Source organism: Fictibacillus sp. S7, from assembly GCF_004127935.1.
In the GTDB taxonomy this organism is placed as follows: domain Bacteria; phylum Bacillota; class Bacilli; order Bacillales; family Fictibacillaceae; genus Fictibacillus_C; species Fictibacillus_C enclensis.
The window spans coordinates 4,432,743-4,449,692 of sequence record NZ_QJKL01000001.1; the positions used below are offsets into that span (position 1 = coordinate 4,432,743).

Sequence of the window (16,950 nt, forward strand, 5' to 3'; positions counted from 1 at the left end):
ATTAAAATGAGACAAACTTTTTTCGACTTTAATCCTCGTATTATTTAAGGTAGGATAGAGGAAATAGGAATGATTAAGAGAGGTGCACGGCTGGAATGAGACAATATCTGGATTTGCTGCAGGATACACTGGAAAATGGAACAAAAAAAGAAGATCGAACAGGTACAGGAACCATCTCGGTTTTTGGACGGCAGATGAGGTACAACCTTCAGGATGGATTTCCGGTAGTAACCACCAAAAAGTTGGCGTTGCGTTCCATCATACATGAACTGCTCTGGTTTTTAAAAGGAGATACTAACATTGCCTATTTGCGTGAACATAACGTAACCATATGGGATGAATGGGCAGATGAAAATGGCGATCTAGGGCCGGTGTACGGCCATCAATGGCGTTCATGGCAGGCACCAAACGGGGAAACGATCGACCAAATCTCCAATCTGATACATGACATCAAACATAACCCGGACTCCAGAAGGCTGCTTGTTTCTGCATGGAACCCGGCTGATGTTCCAAATATGGCACTTCCGCCATGCCATACCCTTTTTCAATTTTATGTTGCAGATGGAAAATTATCCTGCCAGCTTTATCAACGGTCGGCGGATCTTTTTCTTGGGGTGCCGTTTAACATTGCGTCATACGCCTTGTTAACCATGATGATTGCGCAGGTTTGCGATCTGGAGCCGGGAGAATTTATTCATACGGTTGGTGATGCTCACATTTACTCAAATCATCTGGATCAGGTGAAGCTGCAGTTGACAAGAGATCCAAAACCGCTGCCGGTTATGAAGCTCAACCCGGAAGTGAAGTCCATTTTTGATTTCACGATCGAAGATTTTGAGCTTGTGAATTATGAACACCATCCTAAAATCAAAGGCGAGGTTTCTGTATGATTTCCTACGTGTTCGCGATGGACAGGAACCGTTTGATTGGAAAGCAGAATAATTTGCCATGGCATCTGCCCGCAGATTTGAAACATTTTAAAAAAGTAACCATGGGCAAGCCAATTCTTATGGGCCGAAAGACTTATGAATCCATTGGAAAACCTCTGCCCGGCCGTGAGAACATTATCTTAACAAGAGATGAATCCTTTCAGTCGGAGGGGTGCACCGTTTTGCACACGGTCCAGGATGCACTGGACAGGCAGGACACGGAGCTTTGCGTAATTGGAGGATCAGAGGTCTTCCGTCTGTTTATGCCTTATGTGGAGCGTATGTACGTTACTCGTATTGATGAGTCTTTTGACGGCGATACCTACTTCCCGGCATATGATGAATCGGAATGGAACATTATTGACCGAACAACGGGGATTCTTGATGAAAAAAATAAATATCCGCATGAATTTCTTACGTTTAAAAAAAACAATGATCCCGATAAAGAATAAATAAATCCACCCGGTATCTGATGCCGGGTGGATTTTTTAATGTTTTCTGCTTGCTATGCGATCCTGCCTTTCCCAGGCACGCAGGTAAGGATAGGGATCAAATGCCCATTCTGTATAGCCGTTATCGCGGTACATGCCGTAATGCAAATGGGGTGGAAACTTACCGGAGGTGCCGGGTGGTCCGTATCCGGAGCTCCCCACATATCCGACGACCATGCCAGGTTCAACAATGCTTCCTTTTTTTATTCCTTTATTAAAGCTGGAAAGGTGGGCGAAATAGTGATAAACATTGTTGATATCGCGAATTCCGATCCGCCAGCCGCCAAACCTGTTCCATCCTTTCATTTCCACAAACCCATAGGAGGTCGCTTTCACAGGAACCCCGTAATCCGCAAAGATGTCGGTGCCTTCATGAATGCGCAGACCGCCATATCCCCTTCGGTCTCCCCAGGTATTTTTGAAGCTGTAGTTGGAGCGCAGGGGAACAACAAACGAATGGCGGGTGAGTGCGACTGTTCCATACGATTTGTAGATTTTGGCGTTTTCCATAACGATACTGACGGCTTTATCCCTTCGGTAAAAGTCCCATAAGCCGATTTTAAAATTTTCTTCATCAAAGCCGTATTTACCAATGAAATCTGAAAAGGTATAAAGCAAATCTTCATCGTTATTACGATCGGCGATCCCATCGTTGTTTCCGTCCATGCCGGCTCCGCCAAAAATCCGGATGGAACCAGGGTTCTTATCATCCATATTGGGATTAAGAGGCCCGGACCACTGAATCGGGGAGAAATAGATGCCCACTAGCCCTGAAACTTTGGGCAGGTCGGTTCTTGCACGCCGGACGCTTCGTTCGTACTGGTCAACACCTGCAAAGTAGTACCAGGGGATGTTTGTGATGGTTTCCATTTTCTTATAAAGAGCGAGCCGCTGGACGTCTTCTTTACTGTATGAAGGGGCCGCAGCCTGTGCTTGTTTGACGGGCAGAATGAACCCGATGCATGAAGCAACTAAGAAAAGTCTTAGCCATTTTTTCATGGTGAGTATATCAACTCCTTTCCTGCATCATATCTTTAGTTTGGTTGCTATAAGAAATTTCATTTTATATAAATGATGGAAATATCAGTGATTGGAGTTTTTTTGGCATGTATGTTAAAGTTCTAATGTATCTCTACTTTTACAGCATAACTGAATTCTGTTGTGCTGGATGATGAAGAATTGGAGTGAGGATCTTGGCTAAGAAGGAAGAGCACATCCGGAAACCGGAATGGCTAAAAATAAAGCTGAACACAAACGATAACTATAAGGGCCTCAAAAAAATGATGCGCGAGAAGAAGTTACATACCGTTTGTGAAGAAGCACGATGTCCCAATATTCATGAATGCTGGGCAGTAAGAAAAACAGCAACCTTTATGATACTGGGTGATGTGTGCACGCGTGCATGCCGTTTTTGTGCGGTGAAAACAGGACTGCCGACAGAGCTTGACTTGCAGGAACCGGAACGCGTGGCCGAATCCGTGGAACAAATGGGATTAAAACACGTGGTAATTACAGCGGTTGCACGAGATGATTTGAAAGATGGCGGAGCAACAGTTTTTGCCGAAACTGTACGGGCCATCCGCAAACGCAATCCGTTTTGCTCTATTGAAGTATTGCCTTCTGACATGATGGGGGTTTATGAGAATCTTGAAACATTGATGGATGCCAAACCCGATATCATGAACCACAACATTGAAACCGTTAAACGCTTGACACCAAGAGTCCGTGCACGTGCGACATATGACCGAACACTCGAATTTTTGCGTCGTGCAAAAGAAATGAACGCGAACATTCCTACAAAATCGAGCATCATGATTGGACTTGGAGAAACGTGGGAGGAAATTATTGAAACCTTTGATGATCTCCGTGCCAACAATGTAGATATCGTAACGGTAGGGCAGTATTTGCAGCCAACCAAAAAACATTTGAAAGTTCAAAAGTACTATCACCCTGATGAGTTTGCTGAACTTCGCAAAATTGCGCTTAGCAAAGGGTTTAAACACTGTGAGGCAGGGCCGCTTGTGCGCTCTTCCTATCATGCAGATGAGCAGGTTAATGCAGCCAATAAAGCAGTACAAAGCAACTAAAGAAAAAGCCGGGATTTGCATCCGGCTTTTTTTATTTGTCTCTGTTCATATCCGTATTGGACATATTTTCATTTTCACCCTTCATTTCACCATTCGGGTTCTCGCCATCACTCACTTTGTAGCCTTGCGGTGACTGCTTCATCTCTTTGATCAGCCGGTCAATAATACCTTCCGCATTGTCTGTGTCGTAGTTCACGGAGCGGTACTGTTCAAGCTTCCCGATCATCCCTTTTTTATCGGACACATAGACATGGTAATAGCGGGGGACAACTGAGAAAGCTGTTCTTTTTACGTTGTCGGCGATCGCCATTCTGTTCTTGCTTGTCGTTTCATAGGCCATAAGGACCTCTTCATCGGTCACCAGGACAGCCATGTCCTTGATGTTTGGCAGGCGGACGGCCATGTCGGTAATCATATCCGCCAATTTTTGGCGGTCCATTTTCGGTATTTTGTTAGCGGAAAGGGGTTTGGTGTTTTCGCCTTTGTATTCATGGCGCACATAGCCAAAGTCCCCGTATCTTCTGTCGGTTCCCATCGTATCATTATCGTTTTTGTACTTTTTATAATTGGTATTGGAAAATTTATATCCGCTTGTTGTTTCTTTTCTTGTATCATCATCTGAGCAGGCCGCTAACAAAGCAATACAAAAAATCAGAGGAGCAGCAAGTTTCTTTTTCATGTGGATTTCACCTCCTTCCCCTTAGGGTGACCACAATAATGAACTTTTTACAAAGAAATTGTTGGCTGTATTTTTAACGGACGTGGTAAACTATAAGGGTGAGGTGAGTTCATGATTTGTATCGGTGAGCATTGCTACGAACTGGTAGAAAATAACAAAGAGGCCTTTGACGAGGAGCAGTTGAAGTCAAGGTATAGTGAAATTTTACATAAATACGATTATCTGGTTGGCGATATTGGCTATGAACAGCTCCGGCTGCGCGGCTTTTTTGACGATGGCCATGATAAAGCGACATATGACACAAAGATCAGTACTCTGCCGGAATACATTTATGAGTACTGCAATTTTGGCTGTCCTTATTTTGTCCTGAAAAAAATAACCCCCGGTAAATAGGGGGTTATTTGCATTGCCTTACGCCTTAAAGTTTTGGTATGGTTCTTCTGCATTTTCATCCGGATCATCATGCGTCGGATGAGCACCCGGAAATTGACGTTCCAGCCCTTCGTGGAGATTTTTGTACTCATAGTTAAATGCACTATAAGACCGCTGGTTTTCCTTCCATGGTGTCGACTTTCCGAGTTTTGCATTGATAGGTGAGCCATAAGGCCCTTCCGGAAGGTCTTCTGGAAGAACATAGCGTCTTCCCGTTTCAACATTGGAAAAGTCCGTATAGGTCTCTTCATCCTTGTTATACAAAACAACCATTCCCTTCAGGCAGGATCAGGATGGAAAATTTCCATCCTTCTTACATTGCCCATGGAATGGCTTTTTTGTGCAGGTTTTAAAAAATTCCCATTATAGGGTTTCGTATAAAAATTCCCGGAGTTCCTGAGCTTCTTCTTCCGTCAGATTGTAGGCATGCTCCAGATAGCCTTCTTGATCCAAATCATCTTCTCCAATAATAGCGAAACGGCTGCCTTGCATATCGAGGATTAAGCTCTTGCCATAGTGTCTTCCTGTTTTGACAATGGCGAGATCAAATCGCGTATTTGTACCCATGAAGCTGACAAACCGCGTTTCTGATTTTTCTGTATCGTCATATAGAAAAAAACGTTCTTCTGCCATGTTCAGACCTCCTTGCCATCGGCCAGTTGCTTCTTTTCCATTTCATCATAGCAGACAACTGAAAAGTTGCAAATAGCATCCTGCTCACCCAATTTGTATTCCGATTTGTGATAAACTAAAAAGGAAGGACATTAACAAGGCAGGGTGGATGCTATGTATTTTGTAGACAGAAAGAAAATTGAACAAAACCTGGTATATCTTGAATTTTTGCTGAAGCATCTGGATGAACTTTCAGGCGGCGGATCTTCCATTGAGAAATTGGCATTGGAGCGTTCGGCACATGTCATTATTGAAGGCATGATGGATGTGGGGAATGCAATGATTGATGGATTTATTATGAGAGACCCAGGCAGCTATGATGACATCCTTGATATTTTGGAAGATGAGAAAGTCATCACCGCGCCAGACGCAAAAGGGTTGAAACAGGTCATATCACTAAGGAAAATGCTTGTGCAGGAGTTCTCAAATGTGGATCATGATGCCATCCATTCCATACTGGCAGACAACAAAGACCCACTGAACAACTTCCCTTTCAGAGTACGAAGCTACATTGAAAAAGAACTGGGTCCTGTTTCAGCGTTTTTACCGGAGGATCAACAATAAGCAGCGTTTTTAAACATTTTTGTTTAAAATGTACTTTTGATGATTGATGTTGTAAGATAGGGGGAAGGAAGGTGATGGTTTATGGCTATGGCTAATAACACCTCTACCCGTTCAGAACTCATTCATTTATTAAAGCGCTATCGAAAATTAACCGTTACGGAAATGGCGGGCCAGCTCGGGATTACCGAAATGGCTGTACGCCGCCATTTAAATACATTAGAGAGAGACCGACTGATTGAATCCACTCTTGTCCGGCAGGCGATGGGCCGTCCGCTGAGTGTGTATCAGTTATCCGAAGCAGCTGATGAACAGTTTCCCCGCAATTACTCAGGTCTGACTGTGGAGTTTATGAAGGACATTCAGGAAATTGCAGGCGATAAAGCGGTCCAAGAACTGTTTGTACGCCGGGAAAACCGCTTGAATGAAAAGTATAAAAAACGGATGGAGAATAAAAGCTTCGAAGAAAAAGTTGCCGAACTCGCCACGATCCAAAATGAAGCCGGCTATATGGTGGAATGGGAAAAGACCGAAGACGGACAATTTGAATTAAAGGAGTTTAACTGTCCTATTGCCAAAGTGGCAAATGAATACCAACAGGCCTGTTCCTGTGAACTGTCTCTGTTCCAAAAAATGCTTGGCACAGAGAAGATCGAACGGACACAGTGCTTGGCAAAAGGCGGCTCCTATTGCAAATACTTGATATCTGAAGAGTAAAACGCTTAAATACCCTATCGGCAGAGCAGTCGATAGGGTTTCTTTTTTAGTAGTAAATAAAGAAAGGAGCCTGTTTTTTTGCTGCAGGCTCCTTTCTTTATTCATTATTGAACCTTTACAATCACGCGTCCTTTGTTGTTGCCTTCTACCGTAGCGCGTAAAATATCCGGAAGCTCATCAAGGGTGACTTCTTGTCCCATTTTATCCGCTGCATGCTCAGTTTTTAAATCTGTGGCAATTCGCTCCCAAATGGTATTCCTGACCGGTGCCGGACAAAAAACCGAATCGATTCCGAGAAGGTTAATCCCTCGTAAAATAAAGGGATGTACTGTGGTATGAACATCGGTTCCCCCTGTCAGTCCGGAAACCGCAACAGAACCGCCGTATTGAATCGAGCTCAGAAGGAATTCAAGTGTTTTTCCTCCTACTGGATCAACAGCTGCTGCCCAGCGCTGGGAATAAAGGGGTCTGTTATCTTTTTTCACCACTTCATCACGGTCAATGATGTCAATCGCTCCAAGTTCTTTTAAATACCTGTGCTCTGATTCCTTGCCGGTACTTGCTGTGACACGGTAGCCAAGATTGGAAAGCATGGCTACCGCTTGGCTGCCCACGCCTCCGGTTGCTCCCGTCACTATAACAGAGCCGCTTTCTGGAGTTATTCCGTGCTCCTGAAGGCGATGGACCGACAGTGCAGCAGTGAAGCCAGCAGTTCCATAAAGCATTGCATCTTTTAACGTGAGTCCCTCGGGAAGGGGAACCACCCATTCCGCGGGAACTCTTGCGTATTCACTGTACCCGCCAAAATGGGAAACACCGAGCTTATAGCCCGTTACAAGAACCTCGTCCCCTTCCTGAAAGTCAGGTGAAGAAGAATGGGAAACGGTTCCTGACAAATCAATTCCGGGAATCATGGGGTAGTTGGTTACGATGGAACTTTTATTTTGTGCTGCCAGTCCATCTTTATAATTGACGCTTGAATAAGCCACCCTTATGGTGACTTCGCCTTCTAGAAGATCGTCGAGAGATAACTCCTTTTTTGTAATATCGACCTGATCATTGTTTTTCTCGAGAACGATGGCTTGAAATGACATGAAATTCCTCCCTTTATATGACTATCATCTAATAAGTAATACCCTTTCATCAGATCGGGTTAAACGGCAGAAATATTTATTTTTACTATTTTACATATTCATGTTTGTTGGAATACCTTTATTAATCGCTGCTCTCCCGGGAATTTTAGTTATACTTTTAACCTGGTGGTTTAGGAAACAGAAATTATCTTTATTCAATCGCTGGTTACATGATGGCTACAAAAAACTTTCGCCACGGCAAAACTCTGTAAAAATAAAAAACAATTGACACGAAGGATAAAGTTCAGTATTATTCAAACTAACTTAATATTCAGATGTATCTTATCCAGAGAGGTGGAGGGACTGACCCGATGATACCCGGCAACCAGCAGGAATGCATGGTGCTAATTTCAGCAGAACAGTATGTTCTGAAAGATGAGAGCCGACGGTGTAAACTGCGACCTCTTCTTTTGGAAGGGGTCTTTTTTTTAGGCTCTTAAAGAACAAATACATATTAAGAAGGAGAGATGGAACATGAGTGAAGAAAGAGAATACGGGTTTGAAACGATTTCATTGCACGAGGGGCAAAAAGTGGATCCAACAACAGGGGCAAGAGCAGTTCCGATCTACCAGACAACATCCTATCAGTTTGACAGTACAGAGCATGCTGCGAATTTGTTTGGACTTAAAGAATTTGGAAACATCTACAGCCGGATCATGAACCCGACGCAGGACGCGTTTGAGCAGACCATCGCCAAGCTAGAAGGAGGAGTTGGGGCGCTTGCGGTTGCGTCCGGTCAGGCAGCCATTACCTATTCCATCGTAAATATTGCAGGTGCCGGAGATGAGGTTGTTGCCTCAGGTTCCTTGTACGGGGGAACGTATAACCTGTTTGCCAATACGCTGCCAAAGCTTGGGATAAAAGTGAACTTTGCCGAGCTCGATAACCTGCAATCCTTTAAGGATGCCATCACAGAAAAAACAAAAGCCCTTTATATAGAAACGATCGGAAATCCAAAGATTGATGTGGCGGATATTTCAGCGATTGCGGATATTGCACACGAAGCGGGTGTGCCGCTGATTGTGGACAACACATTTGCCACACCTTATCTTTGCCGTCCGATTGAACATGGAGCCGATATTGTGGTCCATTCAGCAACCAAATTTATCGGCGGGCATGGTACGTCCATTGGTGGCTTGATTATTGATTCCGGAAAATTTGACTGGACCAACGGCAAGTTTCCAGGATTGACAGAACCGGATAACAGCTATGGAGGCGTAGTTTATACAGAAGCGGTCGGACCATTGGCGTATATCATTAAAGCACGTGTTCAGCTTTTAAGAGACCTTGGATCTTGCGTATCGCCATTCAACTCCTTCTTGTTCATTCAGGGGCTGGAGACACTGTCTCTGCGGGTAGAACGCCATTGCGAAAATGCATTGAAAGTGGCGAAGTTCCTGCAGCAGCATCCTGCAGTTGATTGGGTCAACTATCCTGGCCTCGAAGACAATCAATACCATGAGCTGGCAAACAAATATTTGCCAAAAGGTGCGGGAGCCATTCTTACGTTTGGTGTAAAAGGCGGAGTCAAAGAAGGAAGCAAACTCATCGAAAATGTGAAACTTTTCTCCCACCTTGCCAATGTAGGAGATTCAAAATCCCTCATCATCCACCCGGCGAGTACAACGCATCAGCAGTTGACTGAGGAAGAGCAACGCAAAGCAGGAGTTGCTCCTGAGATGGTAAGGCTTTCGGTTGGTATTGAAACGATTGATGATATTATTTATGATCTCGAACAGGCGCTTGCTGTCATCAGCCCTGTTCCAAGCGGTCAATAAGACGTCATACCCAACAAAGAAAGAAAAAAACAGGAGGGGCAAGCCAGTTACCCTCCTGTTTTTCTATGAAAGCTGTTGTTCTGCCATTTGAATGAGGCGTTTTGTGATTTCTCCACCTACTGATCCATTTTGTCTTGCAGCCGTATCCGGCCCAAGGTTAACGCCAAATTCTCTTGCAATCTCCATTTTCATTTGATCCAGTGCATTTTGTACGCCTTGAACAACTGTTTGGTTTGTATTTTCAGCCATATGATGCCCTCCTTTTTTTATAGAATGTGTAGTATATGGAAAAATATACATGATGAGGAAAATGATTGGTTTGCCAATCTCAATCTTTGTTAGAAACCGTTTATATTTGGTACACTAAAGCCGTTAATAAAAAAGGAGTCAAGATGATGAAAAGTTATAAAGGATATTTAATTGATCTGGATGGAACCATGTACAGAGGAAAAGAACGAATTGATGAAGCGGTGGAATTTGTAAAAGAATTAAACCGCAGAGAGCTGCCATATCTGTTTGTAACCAACAATTCTTCCAAAACCAAAGAAGAAGTGGCAAGAGTGCTTCAAAATTTTGAAATTCCCGCAACATCTGACCATGTATATACGACCAGCATGGCAACGGCCAATTACATTGAAAAGCTGAAACCAAATGCAAGCGTATATTGTATTGGGGAAGAAGGAATTCGCCAGGCTCTTGAAGAGAAAGGCTTCACTCTGACCTCTGAACAGCCTGACTTTGTCGTGATGGGAATCGACCGCTCCATTAATTACGAAAAATTAGCACTGGCCTGTCTGGCTGTAAGAGGCGGCGCCCATTTTATTTCGACCAATGGAGACATTGCATTGCCGACGGAAAGAGGTCTTTTGCCTGGCAACGGTTCACTAACCTCCGTAGTTGCTGTTTCCACACGAACCGAGCCTGTGTTTATCGGCAAGCCTGAAGCAGTCATTATGGAAATGGCACTTGAACAGCTTGGCACATCCAAAGAGGAAACCTTAATGATCGGTGACAATTACGATACCGATATTCTTGCCGGAGTCCGTTCCGGTCTTGATACTCTTCTTGTCCATACAGGGGTCACTCTTAAAGAACATCTCACAGATGTAGAGGTTCAGCCGACCTATACCGTCAATGGCCTGGATGAATGGAAAGCATTTGAATAAAAGAAACAGCACCCTGAAGGATACTCCTGTTGTTTTTCAACAATGGGAGGCATTTTCCTAAAAGGTGCTGTTTTTTATTCTGTATTTGCTGCACGGTGGGCAAGACGGCTCGATGCTGCGGCGGCAATCGCTCCCACAATATCATCCAGAAAGGTGTGAACTTTTCCACTGGATTTGTCATTCAGTTTTTCCAGTATACCGGGTTTTTGTTTATCAATAAATCCGTAATTGGTAAAACCGATCGATCCGTATATGTTAACAATGGATAATGCAATCACTTCATCGATACCGTACAGGCTCTCATCCCGTTCCAGAATTTCTTGAAGCGGTCCCTCAAGCATCTTTTTTTCGGCGAGCATGTCAAGCTGTATTCCAGTCAGTATGGCGTTTTGTACCTCCCGCTTGGCAACTACCCGTTCCACGTTATGCAGACAGACGGACAATTCCAGGTCCGGATGGTAAGGTACCTGAAGAAAATAAACAAGCTCTGCGATATCTTTTAATGTTACGCCACGCTCAGTAAGCAGGCGCATGGCCGTTTCCTCAACATTCTCTACCTTTTTCTCTCTCATAAAAATCTCCTTATCTTCCGCGACGTTTGGGTTTTTATAGTATATGTGTCCATACCTAACTTATGAGTCCAGCCAAAAATTAATAACCAACCGTGCAGTTGGGTCATAGACTATAATTATTGATGAACTTGGGGTGAGGGCTGTGTTCGAAAGAGACGTTTATCATCATTATCAATTATATTGCGAAGGCAAGCGAAACATCAGCGGATACCGGTATTTTGTTTCTGGCGGGGAACCGTACCTTGTTGTTCCGCAAAAAAAGATCACGATCGACCGGATCGAAGAGATCGTGTACTTCAGCGATTATTTAAGATATAAGGGAGAAACCGGAATTGCGGGGCTTTTTCCAACGATGACCAACATGCCCAATGCGAATATTGAAGGTGAATCCATCCTGTTGTTTAAGATTGAACAATCCGAGCGGGATGCTTCTGAAAAAAAGCCAATGGGTGAGGAACTGGCCCTCTTTCACAGAAACGGTAAGGATCTGCCTCCGCCGCCTGTTCCGACTGAAAGTTATTTGTTTGGAAGCTGGGCGGTGCTTTGGATGAACCGGGTCGATCAGGCAAAGGAATGGTACCAGGAGGTTTTTTCCAAGCCGGTGAAAAACGAGTTTGATACCTTGTTTTTAACCACGTTTCCGTATTTTGAAGGATTATCCGAGAATGCCATTCAGTACATTATTGATTACAACCTGGAGGATTCCATGAGGGAGGAAGAAGGGCCCTCCATAGTGCACGAACGTTTTCAAGAGAACTCCTGGCTGCAGTTTGACAACGATTATGTAAAACTTCCTACTGGTTGGGTGCTTGATCACCCTGTCCGTGATATGGCAGAATGGATTCGCTCATGCGTGTATCAAAGAAACTTCAGCCCGGACATTGTCACAACCTTCCTGGATGAGTATGAAAAGGTGACTCCGTTAAAAAGAGAAGGATGGAGATTGCTGTATGGAAGGCTTCTTTTTCCTGTCTGGTATTTTGATATGATCGAAAACCATTACAAAAATGAACGGGAGATTGGCAAAGAACTGTCTCAGCATAAATTTACGGAGTATTTGCTGATGGAAGAACAGAATGAAGCGTTTTTACGCTCCTTTTTCCCGATGATCGGTCTTCCTGCAGACCGTCTGCAGATTCCCGTAGTGGATTGGCTGATCCCCAACTGACGTAAGTGCTCTATTTAAAGAGCGCTTTTTTCTTTTGAAATGAAAGCAGAAACATGAGAAAATAAGGAAAAACGCTTGGAGTGCTAGCATGAAACCGTATATATTTATTACAAGAAAAATTCCTGAAGCATCGTTGAACGAATTACAGAGGATGGCTGATGTGACCATGTGGGAGGAGGAATTGAAGCCAGTGCCCCGTGACCGTTTGCTTAAAGAAGCAGCAAAAGCAACCGGCCTGCTTACCATGCTTTCAGACAAAATTGATGCAGAGCTGATGGATCAGTCGCCAAATCTTAAAGTGGTTGCCAATCTCGCGGTTGGCTATGATAATATCGATATTCCTTATGCTGATAAAAAAGGGATGATCATCTGCAACACACCAGACGTTCTTACAGATACAACCGCGGATTTGACGTTTGCTCTATTGATGGCCACAGCGAGAAGGATTACGGAGGCTGCACAGTATTTAAAAGAAGGAAAATGGACGGGCTGGAGTCCTTTGCTGCTTGCAGGGACAGATATTCATCACAAAACATTGGGTATTGTGGGAATGGGTCGCATTGGGGAAGCTGTTGCCAAAAGAGCGGCCGGTTTTGATATGAACATCCTGTACCACAATCGCAGCCGGAAAGAAGAAGCGGAACGAAAGCTCGGATTGTCCTACCGCTCGTTTGAAGACTTGCTAAAAGCGTCGGATTATGTGGTTTGTCTTGCCCCCCTAACCGAAGAAACAAAAGATTTGTTTGATGAAAAGGCATTTCAAATGATGAAGTCATCCGCTTTGTTTATCAACGCGTCCCGTGGGGGAGTTGTGGTTGAAAATGCGTTGGACAAAGCTTTGACTAAAGGGTGGATCAAAGGGGCAGGGCTCGATGTATTTCGTGAAGAACCGATTCATCCGGAACATTTCCTATTAAAACATGACAATCTGGTTGCCCTTCCCCATATTGGGAGCGCAAGCCTGGAGACGCGGATGCAAATGGCCCGGTTAGCGTGCAAAAATATTGAGAACGTTCTGCAGGGACTTACACCTCCTGCCCCAGTAAACGTCCAGGATGCATAATGGGCAAGTCCTTCACTTCGAAGGTGGCTTCATCCGGTAAGGAGCAGTAAAATGGTGGCTTTCAACTTCAAGCTGCCCTTATCTCCTCTGTGTTTGGAAACGCTTCCAAAATCTTTACAAAAATTCTGGTTGTGCCTAGCTTAAATTACGTCTACAATTGTCCTTAATATAAAAACAAATGTATTTCTAGTAAGGACAGGAGTGTTGGCAATGGTTCAGAACGTATCTGTAGGATTATTGGGACTTGGGACAGTAGGGAGCGGTGTCGTTAGAATGGTGGAAGGGCATCAGGAAGAATTGCTCCATCGTGTAGGCTGTCCTGTCTACATAAAAAGAGTGCTTGTTCAAAATCTCGACAAGGAGCGGTCATGCCAAATCAACCCCGAGCTGTTGACGAGTACGGCGGATGAGGTCGTTAGTGATCCCGAAATTGATGTAGTGATCGAAGTAATCGGCGGAATTGAGCGGGCCAGAGAATATATTCTGCAGGCACTTAGCAATAAGAAGCATGTAATCACGGCCAACAAGGACCTGATGGCTCTCCACGGCGCTGAACTTTTATCAGCAGCTGAAGAAAATGGATGCGACTTATTTTATGAAGCGAGTGTGGCCGGTGGAATTCCGATTATTCGTACGCTGGTGGATGGACTGGCATCCGACCGGATAACAAAAATGATGGGGATCGTTAACGGAACCACCAATTATATATTAACGAAAATGGACAAGGAAAATTTAACCTTTAAAGAAGTATTAAAAGAAGCACAGGAACTTGGTTATGCGGAGGCAGATCCCACTTCTGATGTGGAAGGAATTGATGCGGCACGCAAAATGGCCATCCTGGCTTCTCTCGGTTTCTCCATGAACATTCATCTGGACGATGTAGAGGTTAAAGGCATTTCAAGCATCACAAGCGAAGACCTGGAATATGCCCGGCAGTTCGGTTATTCCATGAAGCTCATCGGAAATGCAAAAAAAGACAATGGCAAGGTGGAAGTGAGTGTAGAACCGACGTTGCTGCCGGATACACACCCCCTTGCATCCGTGCAAAATGAATACAATGCCGTTTATATTTATGGCGAGGCCGTCGGAGAAACCATGCTGTTCGGCCCGGGTGCCGGCCAGCTTCCGACCGCAACCTCCATTGTCTCAGACTTAGTAGCTGTCGTAAGGAATATGCGCTTGGGCGTCAATGGCAAAAGCGTTGTAGCTCCCCAATTTGATAAACAGCTTAAGAAGGACGATGAAATTACAGGCAAGTATTTTTACCGTCTTCATGTGAAGGATGAAGCAGGCACGTTCTCTGCGTTGACATCAATCTTCGCCAATAATGAAGTAAGCTTGGAAAAGCTGCTTCAGAAGCCGGTTGGAGATAACGGTGTGGCTGAGGTTGTCCTAGTGACCCATACGACCAGCAAGCAGCAAAACGACAACATCTATCAGCAGCTCAGGGATTCCGGAGTTGTCAATCAAATCAAAAGCCACTATCGCGTAGAAGGAGGAGCACAATGAGCTACAAAGGATTAATTCATAAATATAAGGACTTTTTACCAGTTACAGATAAAACACCTGAACTTTCGTTACAGGAAGGAAATACACCGCTTATTCCACTTGAACATCTTTCCAAAGAGTGGGGAATCGAGCTCTTTGTAAAATATGAAGGAGCTAATCCCACAGGATCCTTTAAAGACCGTGGTATGGTAATGGCCGTGGCCAAAGCCAAAGAAGAAGGCAGCAAAGCGATCATTTGCGCTTCAACAGGGAATACAAGTGCAGCAGCAGCTGCGTATGGGGCGAGAGCGGGACTTCGCTGTCTTGTGGTTATCCCGTCAGGAAAAGTTGCCCTTGGCAAGCTGGCGCAGGCAAAAATGTACGGTGCTGAAGTATTCGAGATCGAAGGGAATTTTGATGAAGCGCTCCAAATGGTGCGCAAATTGAGTGAAGAAGAACCATTAACGCTAGTCAATTCAGTAAACCCATTCCGTCTGGAGGGCCAGAAGACTGCAGCCTTTGAAATTGTGGATGCGCTTGGCTCTGCTCCGGATGTTCTTGCTATTCCTGTGGGAAATGCCGGAAACATTTCAGCGTATTGGAAAGGGTTCAAGGAATATCACGAAAAATTAGGAAGCGGGCTTCCTCAAATGCAAGGATTTCAAGCGGAGGGAGCAGCACCGATTGTAAACAAGGCCGTTGTGAAGAACCCTGAAACCATTGCGACTGCCATCCGTATTGGAAACCCTGCCAGCTGGAATTTCGCGCTGGAAGCCGTAGAGCAGTCAAGCGGCGGCGTTAATAGCGTTTCCGATGAGGAAATTGTGGAAGCTTATCATCTGTTGGCCAGAAAGGAAGGCGTCTTTGCAGAGCCGGCTTCCTGTTCTTCCATCGCAGGCGTATGGAAACTTGTTAAAAGCGGCCAGCTTGCTCCGGGAACAAAAGTTGTGGCGGTATTGACTGGAAACGGCTTGAAAGACCCTGAAACAGCGATGGACACAGTTACGGTCAATCCTGTGAAAGTATCTAATCAACTGGAGGATTTGAGGGAGGCCATGAAGGGTTGTGTATTACAATGACCTTTGCTCCTTTTTCCATCCAAGTGCCAGGAAGTACGGCTAATTTAGGGCCAGGATTTGACTCTGTGGGTATGGCGCTTTCGATGTATTTAACCGTCAATGTCTTTCCATCGCGCGAGCAGAAGATCACATACTTTGGCAAAGAGCTTCAGAGCCTGAATGGTGAAAAGGATAATTTGATACTCCAAGCTGCATCCATGGTAGCCGATGCCTATGATAAAGAGATGCCTTGCTGTTCACTTGAGGTGGAAAGCGAGCTCCCTTTATCCAGGGGGTTGGGAAGCAGTGCAGCAGCGATAGTGGCAGGGATTGAGTGGGCAAACCGTGTGCTTTCTCTGTCACTCTCTAAGGAGGAGAAAACGCTCTTTGCATGCAAGATGGAGGGGCATCCTGATAATGTAGTGCCTTCATTAATTGGTGGACTGGCGATCAGCTGGTATGATGAAAACCAGGTGGAGACAGTTCATGTTACGGATTTATCGGTTGAATTGGTTCTCACCATTCCCTCATTTGAGCTTGCTACGAGCATGGCGAGAGAAGCATTGCCTTCAAGTTTGGCGCACTCGGAGGCTGTTCAGGCCAGTGCGGTCAGCAATGTATTGGTAGCTTCACTGCTCAGGGACGATTGGAAAAGGGCAGGGAAGATGATGAACAAGGATCGGTTTCACGAGCCATACCGGCAGCAGTGGTTTCCCGATTTTACAGAGATCAAAGAAAAAGCCGCTGAAGCCGGCGCATACGGGTCCGCCATCAGCGGTGCGGGACCTGCCATGGTTTCTTTTGTACCTGCTGGTTCAGGGGAAAGGGTATGCGAACAGATCGCCAACGCATTTGAAGGCTATGAATGCAAGGCGGTTTCTCCTGATGTGAAAGGCGTTCTTGTCCAGCAGCTTAGTCTTCCGGCATAAATAAAACCCCCGTGCCTATGAACTGT

General features: G+C 44.9%; 20 protein-coding genes and 1 riboswitch. Of the genes, 13 read left to right on the top strand and 7 right to left on the bottom strand.

What is annotated here, in order from left to right; all coding sequences use genetic code 11:
* Positions 1-95: 95 nt before the first annotated feature.
* Together DMO16_RS22465 and DMO16_RS22470 are read left to right on the top strand one after the other, a co-directional pair.
* Positions 96-890, top strand: coding sequence for a thymidylate synthase (locus DMO16_RS22465; RefSeq protein ID WP_061972222.1), 795 nt, complete (start codon positions 96-98; stop codon positions 888-890).
* On the top strand, positions 887-1,381 hold the full coding sequence (locus DMO16_RS22470; RefSeq protein ID WP_129480112.1) for a dihydrofolate reductase: 495 nt from the start codon (positions 887-889) through the stop codon (positions 1,379-1,381). Before DMO16_RS22465 ends, DMO16_RS22470 begins: the two co-directional genes overlap by 4 nt.
* 36 nt (positions 1,382-1,417) lie before the next feature.
* Here the strand turns inward: DMO16_RS22470 and DMO16_RS22475 are convergent, their stop codons facing one another.
* Positions 1,418-2,419: a M23 family metallopeptidase gene (locus DMO16_RS22475; protein WP_061972224.1), complete on the bottom strand. Its 1,002-nt coding sequence runs from the start codon at positions 2,417-2,419 to the stop codon at positions 1,418-1,420.
* A 194-nt stretch (positions 2,420-2,613) separates the two neighbouring features.
* On the opposite strand from DMO16_RS22475, the gene lipA reads away from it, so the two are divergent.
* Positions 2,614-3,507, top strand: a complete 894-nt coding sequence (gene lipA / locus DMO16_RS22480) for a lipoyl synthase (RefSeq protein WP_129480113.1) — start codon at positions 2,614-2,616, stop codon at positions 3,505-3,507.
* Between the two features lie 31 nt (positions 3,508-3,538).
* Here the strand turns inward: lipA and DMO16_RS22485 are convergent, their stop codons facing one another.
* Complete coding sequence (locus tag DMO16_RS22485) at positions 3,539-4,186, bottom strand: YhcN/YlaJ family sporulation lipoprotein (RefSeq protein WP_129480114.1); 648 nt, start codon at positions 4,184-4,186, stop codon at positions 3,539-3,541.
* Positions 4,187-4,297: 111 nt separating this feature from the next.
* Between DMO16_RS22485 and DMO16_RS22490 the strand changes: the two genes are divergently transcribed.
* Complete coding sequence (locus DMO16_RS22490; protein WP_090235343.1) at positions 4,298-4,579, top strand: YutD family protein; 282 nt, start codon at positions 4,298-4,300, stop codon at positions 4,577-4,579.
* Positions 4,580-4,597: 18 nt separating this feature from the next.
* Here DMO16_RS22490 and DMO16_RS22495 read toward each other — a convergent pair whose 3' ends face one another.
* Positions 4,598-4,891, bottom strand: a complete 294-nt coding sequence (locus DMO16_RS22495) for a hypothetical protein (RefSeq protein ID WP_206738160.1) — start codon at positions 4,889-4,891, stop codon at positions 4,598-4,600.
* A gap of 90 nt (positions 4,892-4,981) precedes the next feature.
* Positions 4,982-5,251, bottom strand: coding sequence for a DUF3055 domain-containing protein (locus DMO16_RS22500; protein WP_129480116.1), 270 nt, complete (start codon positions 5,249-5,251; stop codon positions 4,982-4,984).
* A 153-nt stretch (positions 5,252-5,404) separates the two neighbouring features.
* On the opposite strand from DMO16_RS22500, the gene DMO16_RS22505 reads away from it, so the two are divergent.
* Complete coding sequence (locus tag DMO16_RS22505; protein WP_061972229.1) at positions 5,405-5,854, top strand: DUF86 domain-containing protein; 450 nt, start codon at positions 5,405-5,407, stop codon at positions 5,852-5,854.
* A gap of 81 nt (positions 5,855-5,935) precedes the next feature.
* Complete coding sequence (locus tag DMO16_RS22510) at positions 5,936-6,568, top strand: helix-turn-helix transcriptional regulator (protein ID WP_129480117.1); 633 nt, start codon at positions 5,936-5,938, stop codon at positions 6,566-6,568.
* Between the two features lie 104 nt (positions 6,569-6,672).
* Here the strand turns inward: DMO16_RS22510 and DMO16_RS22515 are convergent, their stop codons facing one another.
* Positions 6,673-7,662 carry an acryloyl-CoA reductase gene (locus DMO16_RS22515; RefSeq protein WP_129480118.1) on the bottom strand — a complete coding sequence of 330 codons (990 nt, stop codon included), beginning with the start codon at positions 7,660-7,662 and terminating at the stop codon, positions 6,673-6,675.
* 318 nt (positions 7,663-7,980) lie between these two features.
* Positions 7,981-8,083, top strand: a riboswitch (SAM riboswitch).
* 92 nt (positions 8,084-8,175) lie between these two features.
* On the opposite strand from DMO16_RS22515, the gene DMO16_RS22520 reads away from it, so the two are divergent.
* Positions 8,176-9,480 carry a homocysteine synthase gene (locus DMO16_RS22520; protein ID WP_061972231.1) on the top strand — a complete coding sequence of 435 codons (1,305 nt, stop codon included), beginning with the start codon at positions 8,176-8,178 and terminating at the stop codon, positions 9,478-9,480.
* A 63-nt stretch (positions 9,481-9,543) separates the two neighbouring features.
* Here DMO16_RS22520 and DMO16_RS22525 read toward each other — a convergent pair whose 3' ends face one another.
* A complete protein-coding gene (locus DMO16_RS22525; RefSeq protein WP_061972232.1) occupies positions 9,544-9,729 on the bottom strand; it encodes an alpha/beta-type small acid-soluble spore protein in 186 nt (61 codons plus the stop codon).
* A gap of 146 nt (positions 9,730-9,875) precedes the next feature.
* On the opposite strand from DMO16_RS22525, the gene DMO16_RS22530 reads away from it, so the two are divergent.
* Positions 9,876-10,646 carry a TIGR01457 family HAD-type hydrolase gene (locus tag DMO16_RS22530; protein WP_129480474.1) on the top strand — a complete coding sequence of 257 codons (771 nt, stop codon included), beginning with the start codon at positions 9,876-9,878 and terminating at the stop codon, positions 10,644-10,646.
* Positions 10,647-10,720: 74 nt separating this feature from the next.
* On the opposite strand, the gene DMO16_RS22535 is transcribed toward DMO16_RS22530, so the two are convergent.
* Positions 10,721-11,218, bottom strand: coding sequence for a phosphatidylglycerophosphatase A family protein (locus DMO16_RS22535; RefSeq protein ID WP_061972234.1), 498 nt, complete (start codon positions 11,216-11,218; stop codon positions 10,721-10,723).
* Between the two features lie 142 nt (positions 11,219-11,360).
* On the opposite strand from DMO16_RS22535, the gene yutH reads away from it, so the two are divergent.
* From yutH to thrB, 5 genes are all read left to right on the top strand, one after another.
* On the top strand, positions 11,361-12,386 hold the full coding sequence (yutH, locus tag DMO16_RS22540) for a spore coat putative kinase YutH (protein ID WP_164988999.1): 1,026 nt from the start codon (positions 11,361-11,363) through the stop codon (positions 12,384-12,386).
* An 88-nt stretch (positions 12,387-12,474) separates the two neighbouring features.
* On the top strand, positions 12,475-13,449 hold the full coding sequence (locus DMO16_RS22545) for a 2-hydroxyacid dehydrogenase (RefSeq protein ID WP_061972236.1): 975 nt from the start codon (positions 12,475-12,477) through the stop codon (positions 13,447-13,449).
* A gap of 210 nt (positions 13,450-13,659) precedes the next feature.
* Positions 13,660-14,958, top strand: a complete 1,299-nt coding sequence (locus tag DMO16_RS22550; protein WP_061972237.1) for a homoserine dehydrogenase — start codon at positions 13,660-13,662, stop codon at positions 14,956-14,958.
* Positions 14,955-16,016: a threonine synthase gene (gene thrC / locus DMO16_RS22555; protein WP_061972238.1), complete on the top strand. Its 1,062-nt coding sequence runs from the start codon at positions 14,955-14,957 to the stop codon at positions 16,014-16,016. The genes DMO16_RS22550 and thrC overlap by 4 nt, the downstream gene beginning before the upstream one ends.
* Positions 16,001-16,924, top strand: coding sequence for a homoserine kinase (gene thrB / locus DMO16_RS22560; protein ID WP_129480120.1), 924 nt, complete (start codon positions 16,001-16,003; stop codon positions 16,922-16,924). The genes thrC and thrB overlap by 16 nt, the downstream gene beginning before the upstream one ends.
* Positions 16,925-16,950 lie beyond the last annotated feature (26 nt).

Excerpts from the sequence above, each read along its gene's own strand:
- DMO16_RS22465 (WP_061972222.1), top strand. The coding sequence starts at position 96 with ATGAGACAATATCTGGATTTGCTGCAGGATACACTGGAAAATGGAACA.
- DMO16_RS22470 (WP_129480112.1), top strand. The coding sequence starts at position 887 with ATGATTTCCTACGTGTTCGCGATGGACAGGAACCGTTTGATTGGAAAG.
- DMO16_RS22475 (WP_061972224.1), bottom strand. The coding sequence starts at position 2,419 with ATGAAAAAATGGCTAAGACTTTTCTTAGTTGCTTCATGCATCGGGTTC.
- DMO16_RS22485 (WP_129480114.1), bottom strand. The coding sequence starts at position 4,186 with ATGAAAAAGAAACTTGCTGCTCCTCTGATTTTTTGTATTGCTTTGTTA.
- DMO16_RS22490 (WP_090235343.1), top strand. The coding sequence starts at position 4,298 with ATGATTTGTATCGGTGAGCATTGCTACGAACTGGTAGAAAATAACAAA.
- DMO16_RS22495 (WP_206738160.1), bottom strand. The coding sequence starts at position 4,891 with ATGGTTGTTTTGTATAACAAGGATGAAGAGACCTATACGGACTTTTCC.
- DMO16_RS22500 (WP_129480116.1), bottom strand. The coding sequence starts at position 5,251 with ATGGCAGAAGAACGTTTTTTTCTATATGACGATACAGAAAAATCAGAA.
- DMO16_RS22505 (WP_061972229.1), top strand. The coding sequence starts at position 5,405 with ATGTATTTTGTAGACAGAAAGAAAATTGAACAAAACCTGGTATATCTT.
- DMO16_RS22510 (WP_129480117.1), top strand. The coding sequence starts at position 5,936 with ATGGCTATGGCTAATAACACCTCTACCCGTTCAGAACTCATTCATTTA.
- DMO16_RS22515 (WP_129480118.1), bottom strand. The coding sequence starts at position 7,662 with ATGTCATTTCAAGCCATCGTTCTCGAGAAAAACAATGATCAGGTCGAT.
- DMO16_RS22520 (WP_061972231.1), top strand. The coding sequence starts at position 8,176 with ATGAGTGAAGAAAGAGAATACGGGTTTGAAACGATTTCATTGCACGAG.
- DMO16_RS22525 (WP_061972232.1), bottom strand. The coding sequence starts at position 9,729 with ATGGCTGAAAATACAAACCAAACAGTTGTTCAAGGCGTACAAAATGCA.
- DMO16_RS22530 (WP_129480474.1), top strand. The coding sequence starts at position 9,876 with ATGAAAAGTTATAAAGGATATTTAATTGATCTGGATGGAACCATGTAC.
- DMO16_RS22535 (WP_061972234.1), bottom strand. The coding sequence starts at position 11,218 with ATGAGAGAGAAAAAGGTAGAGAATGTTGAGGAAACGGCCATGCGCCTG.
- DMO16_RS22545 (WP_061972236.1), top strand. The coding sequence starts at position 12,475 with ATGAAACCGTATATATTTATTACAAGAAAAATTCCTGAAGCATCGTTG.
- DMO16_RS22550 (WP_061972237.1), top strand. The coding sequence starts at position 13,660 with ATGGTTCAGAACGTATCTGTAGGATTATTGGGACTTGGGACAGTAGGG.
- thrC (WP_061972238.1), top strand. The coding sequence starts at position 14,955 with ATGAGCTACAAAGGATTAATTCATAAATATAAGGACTTTTTACCAGTT.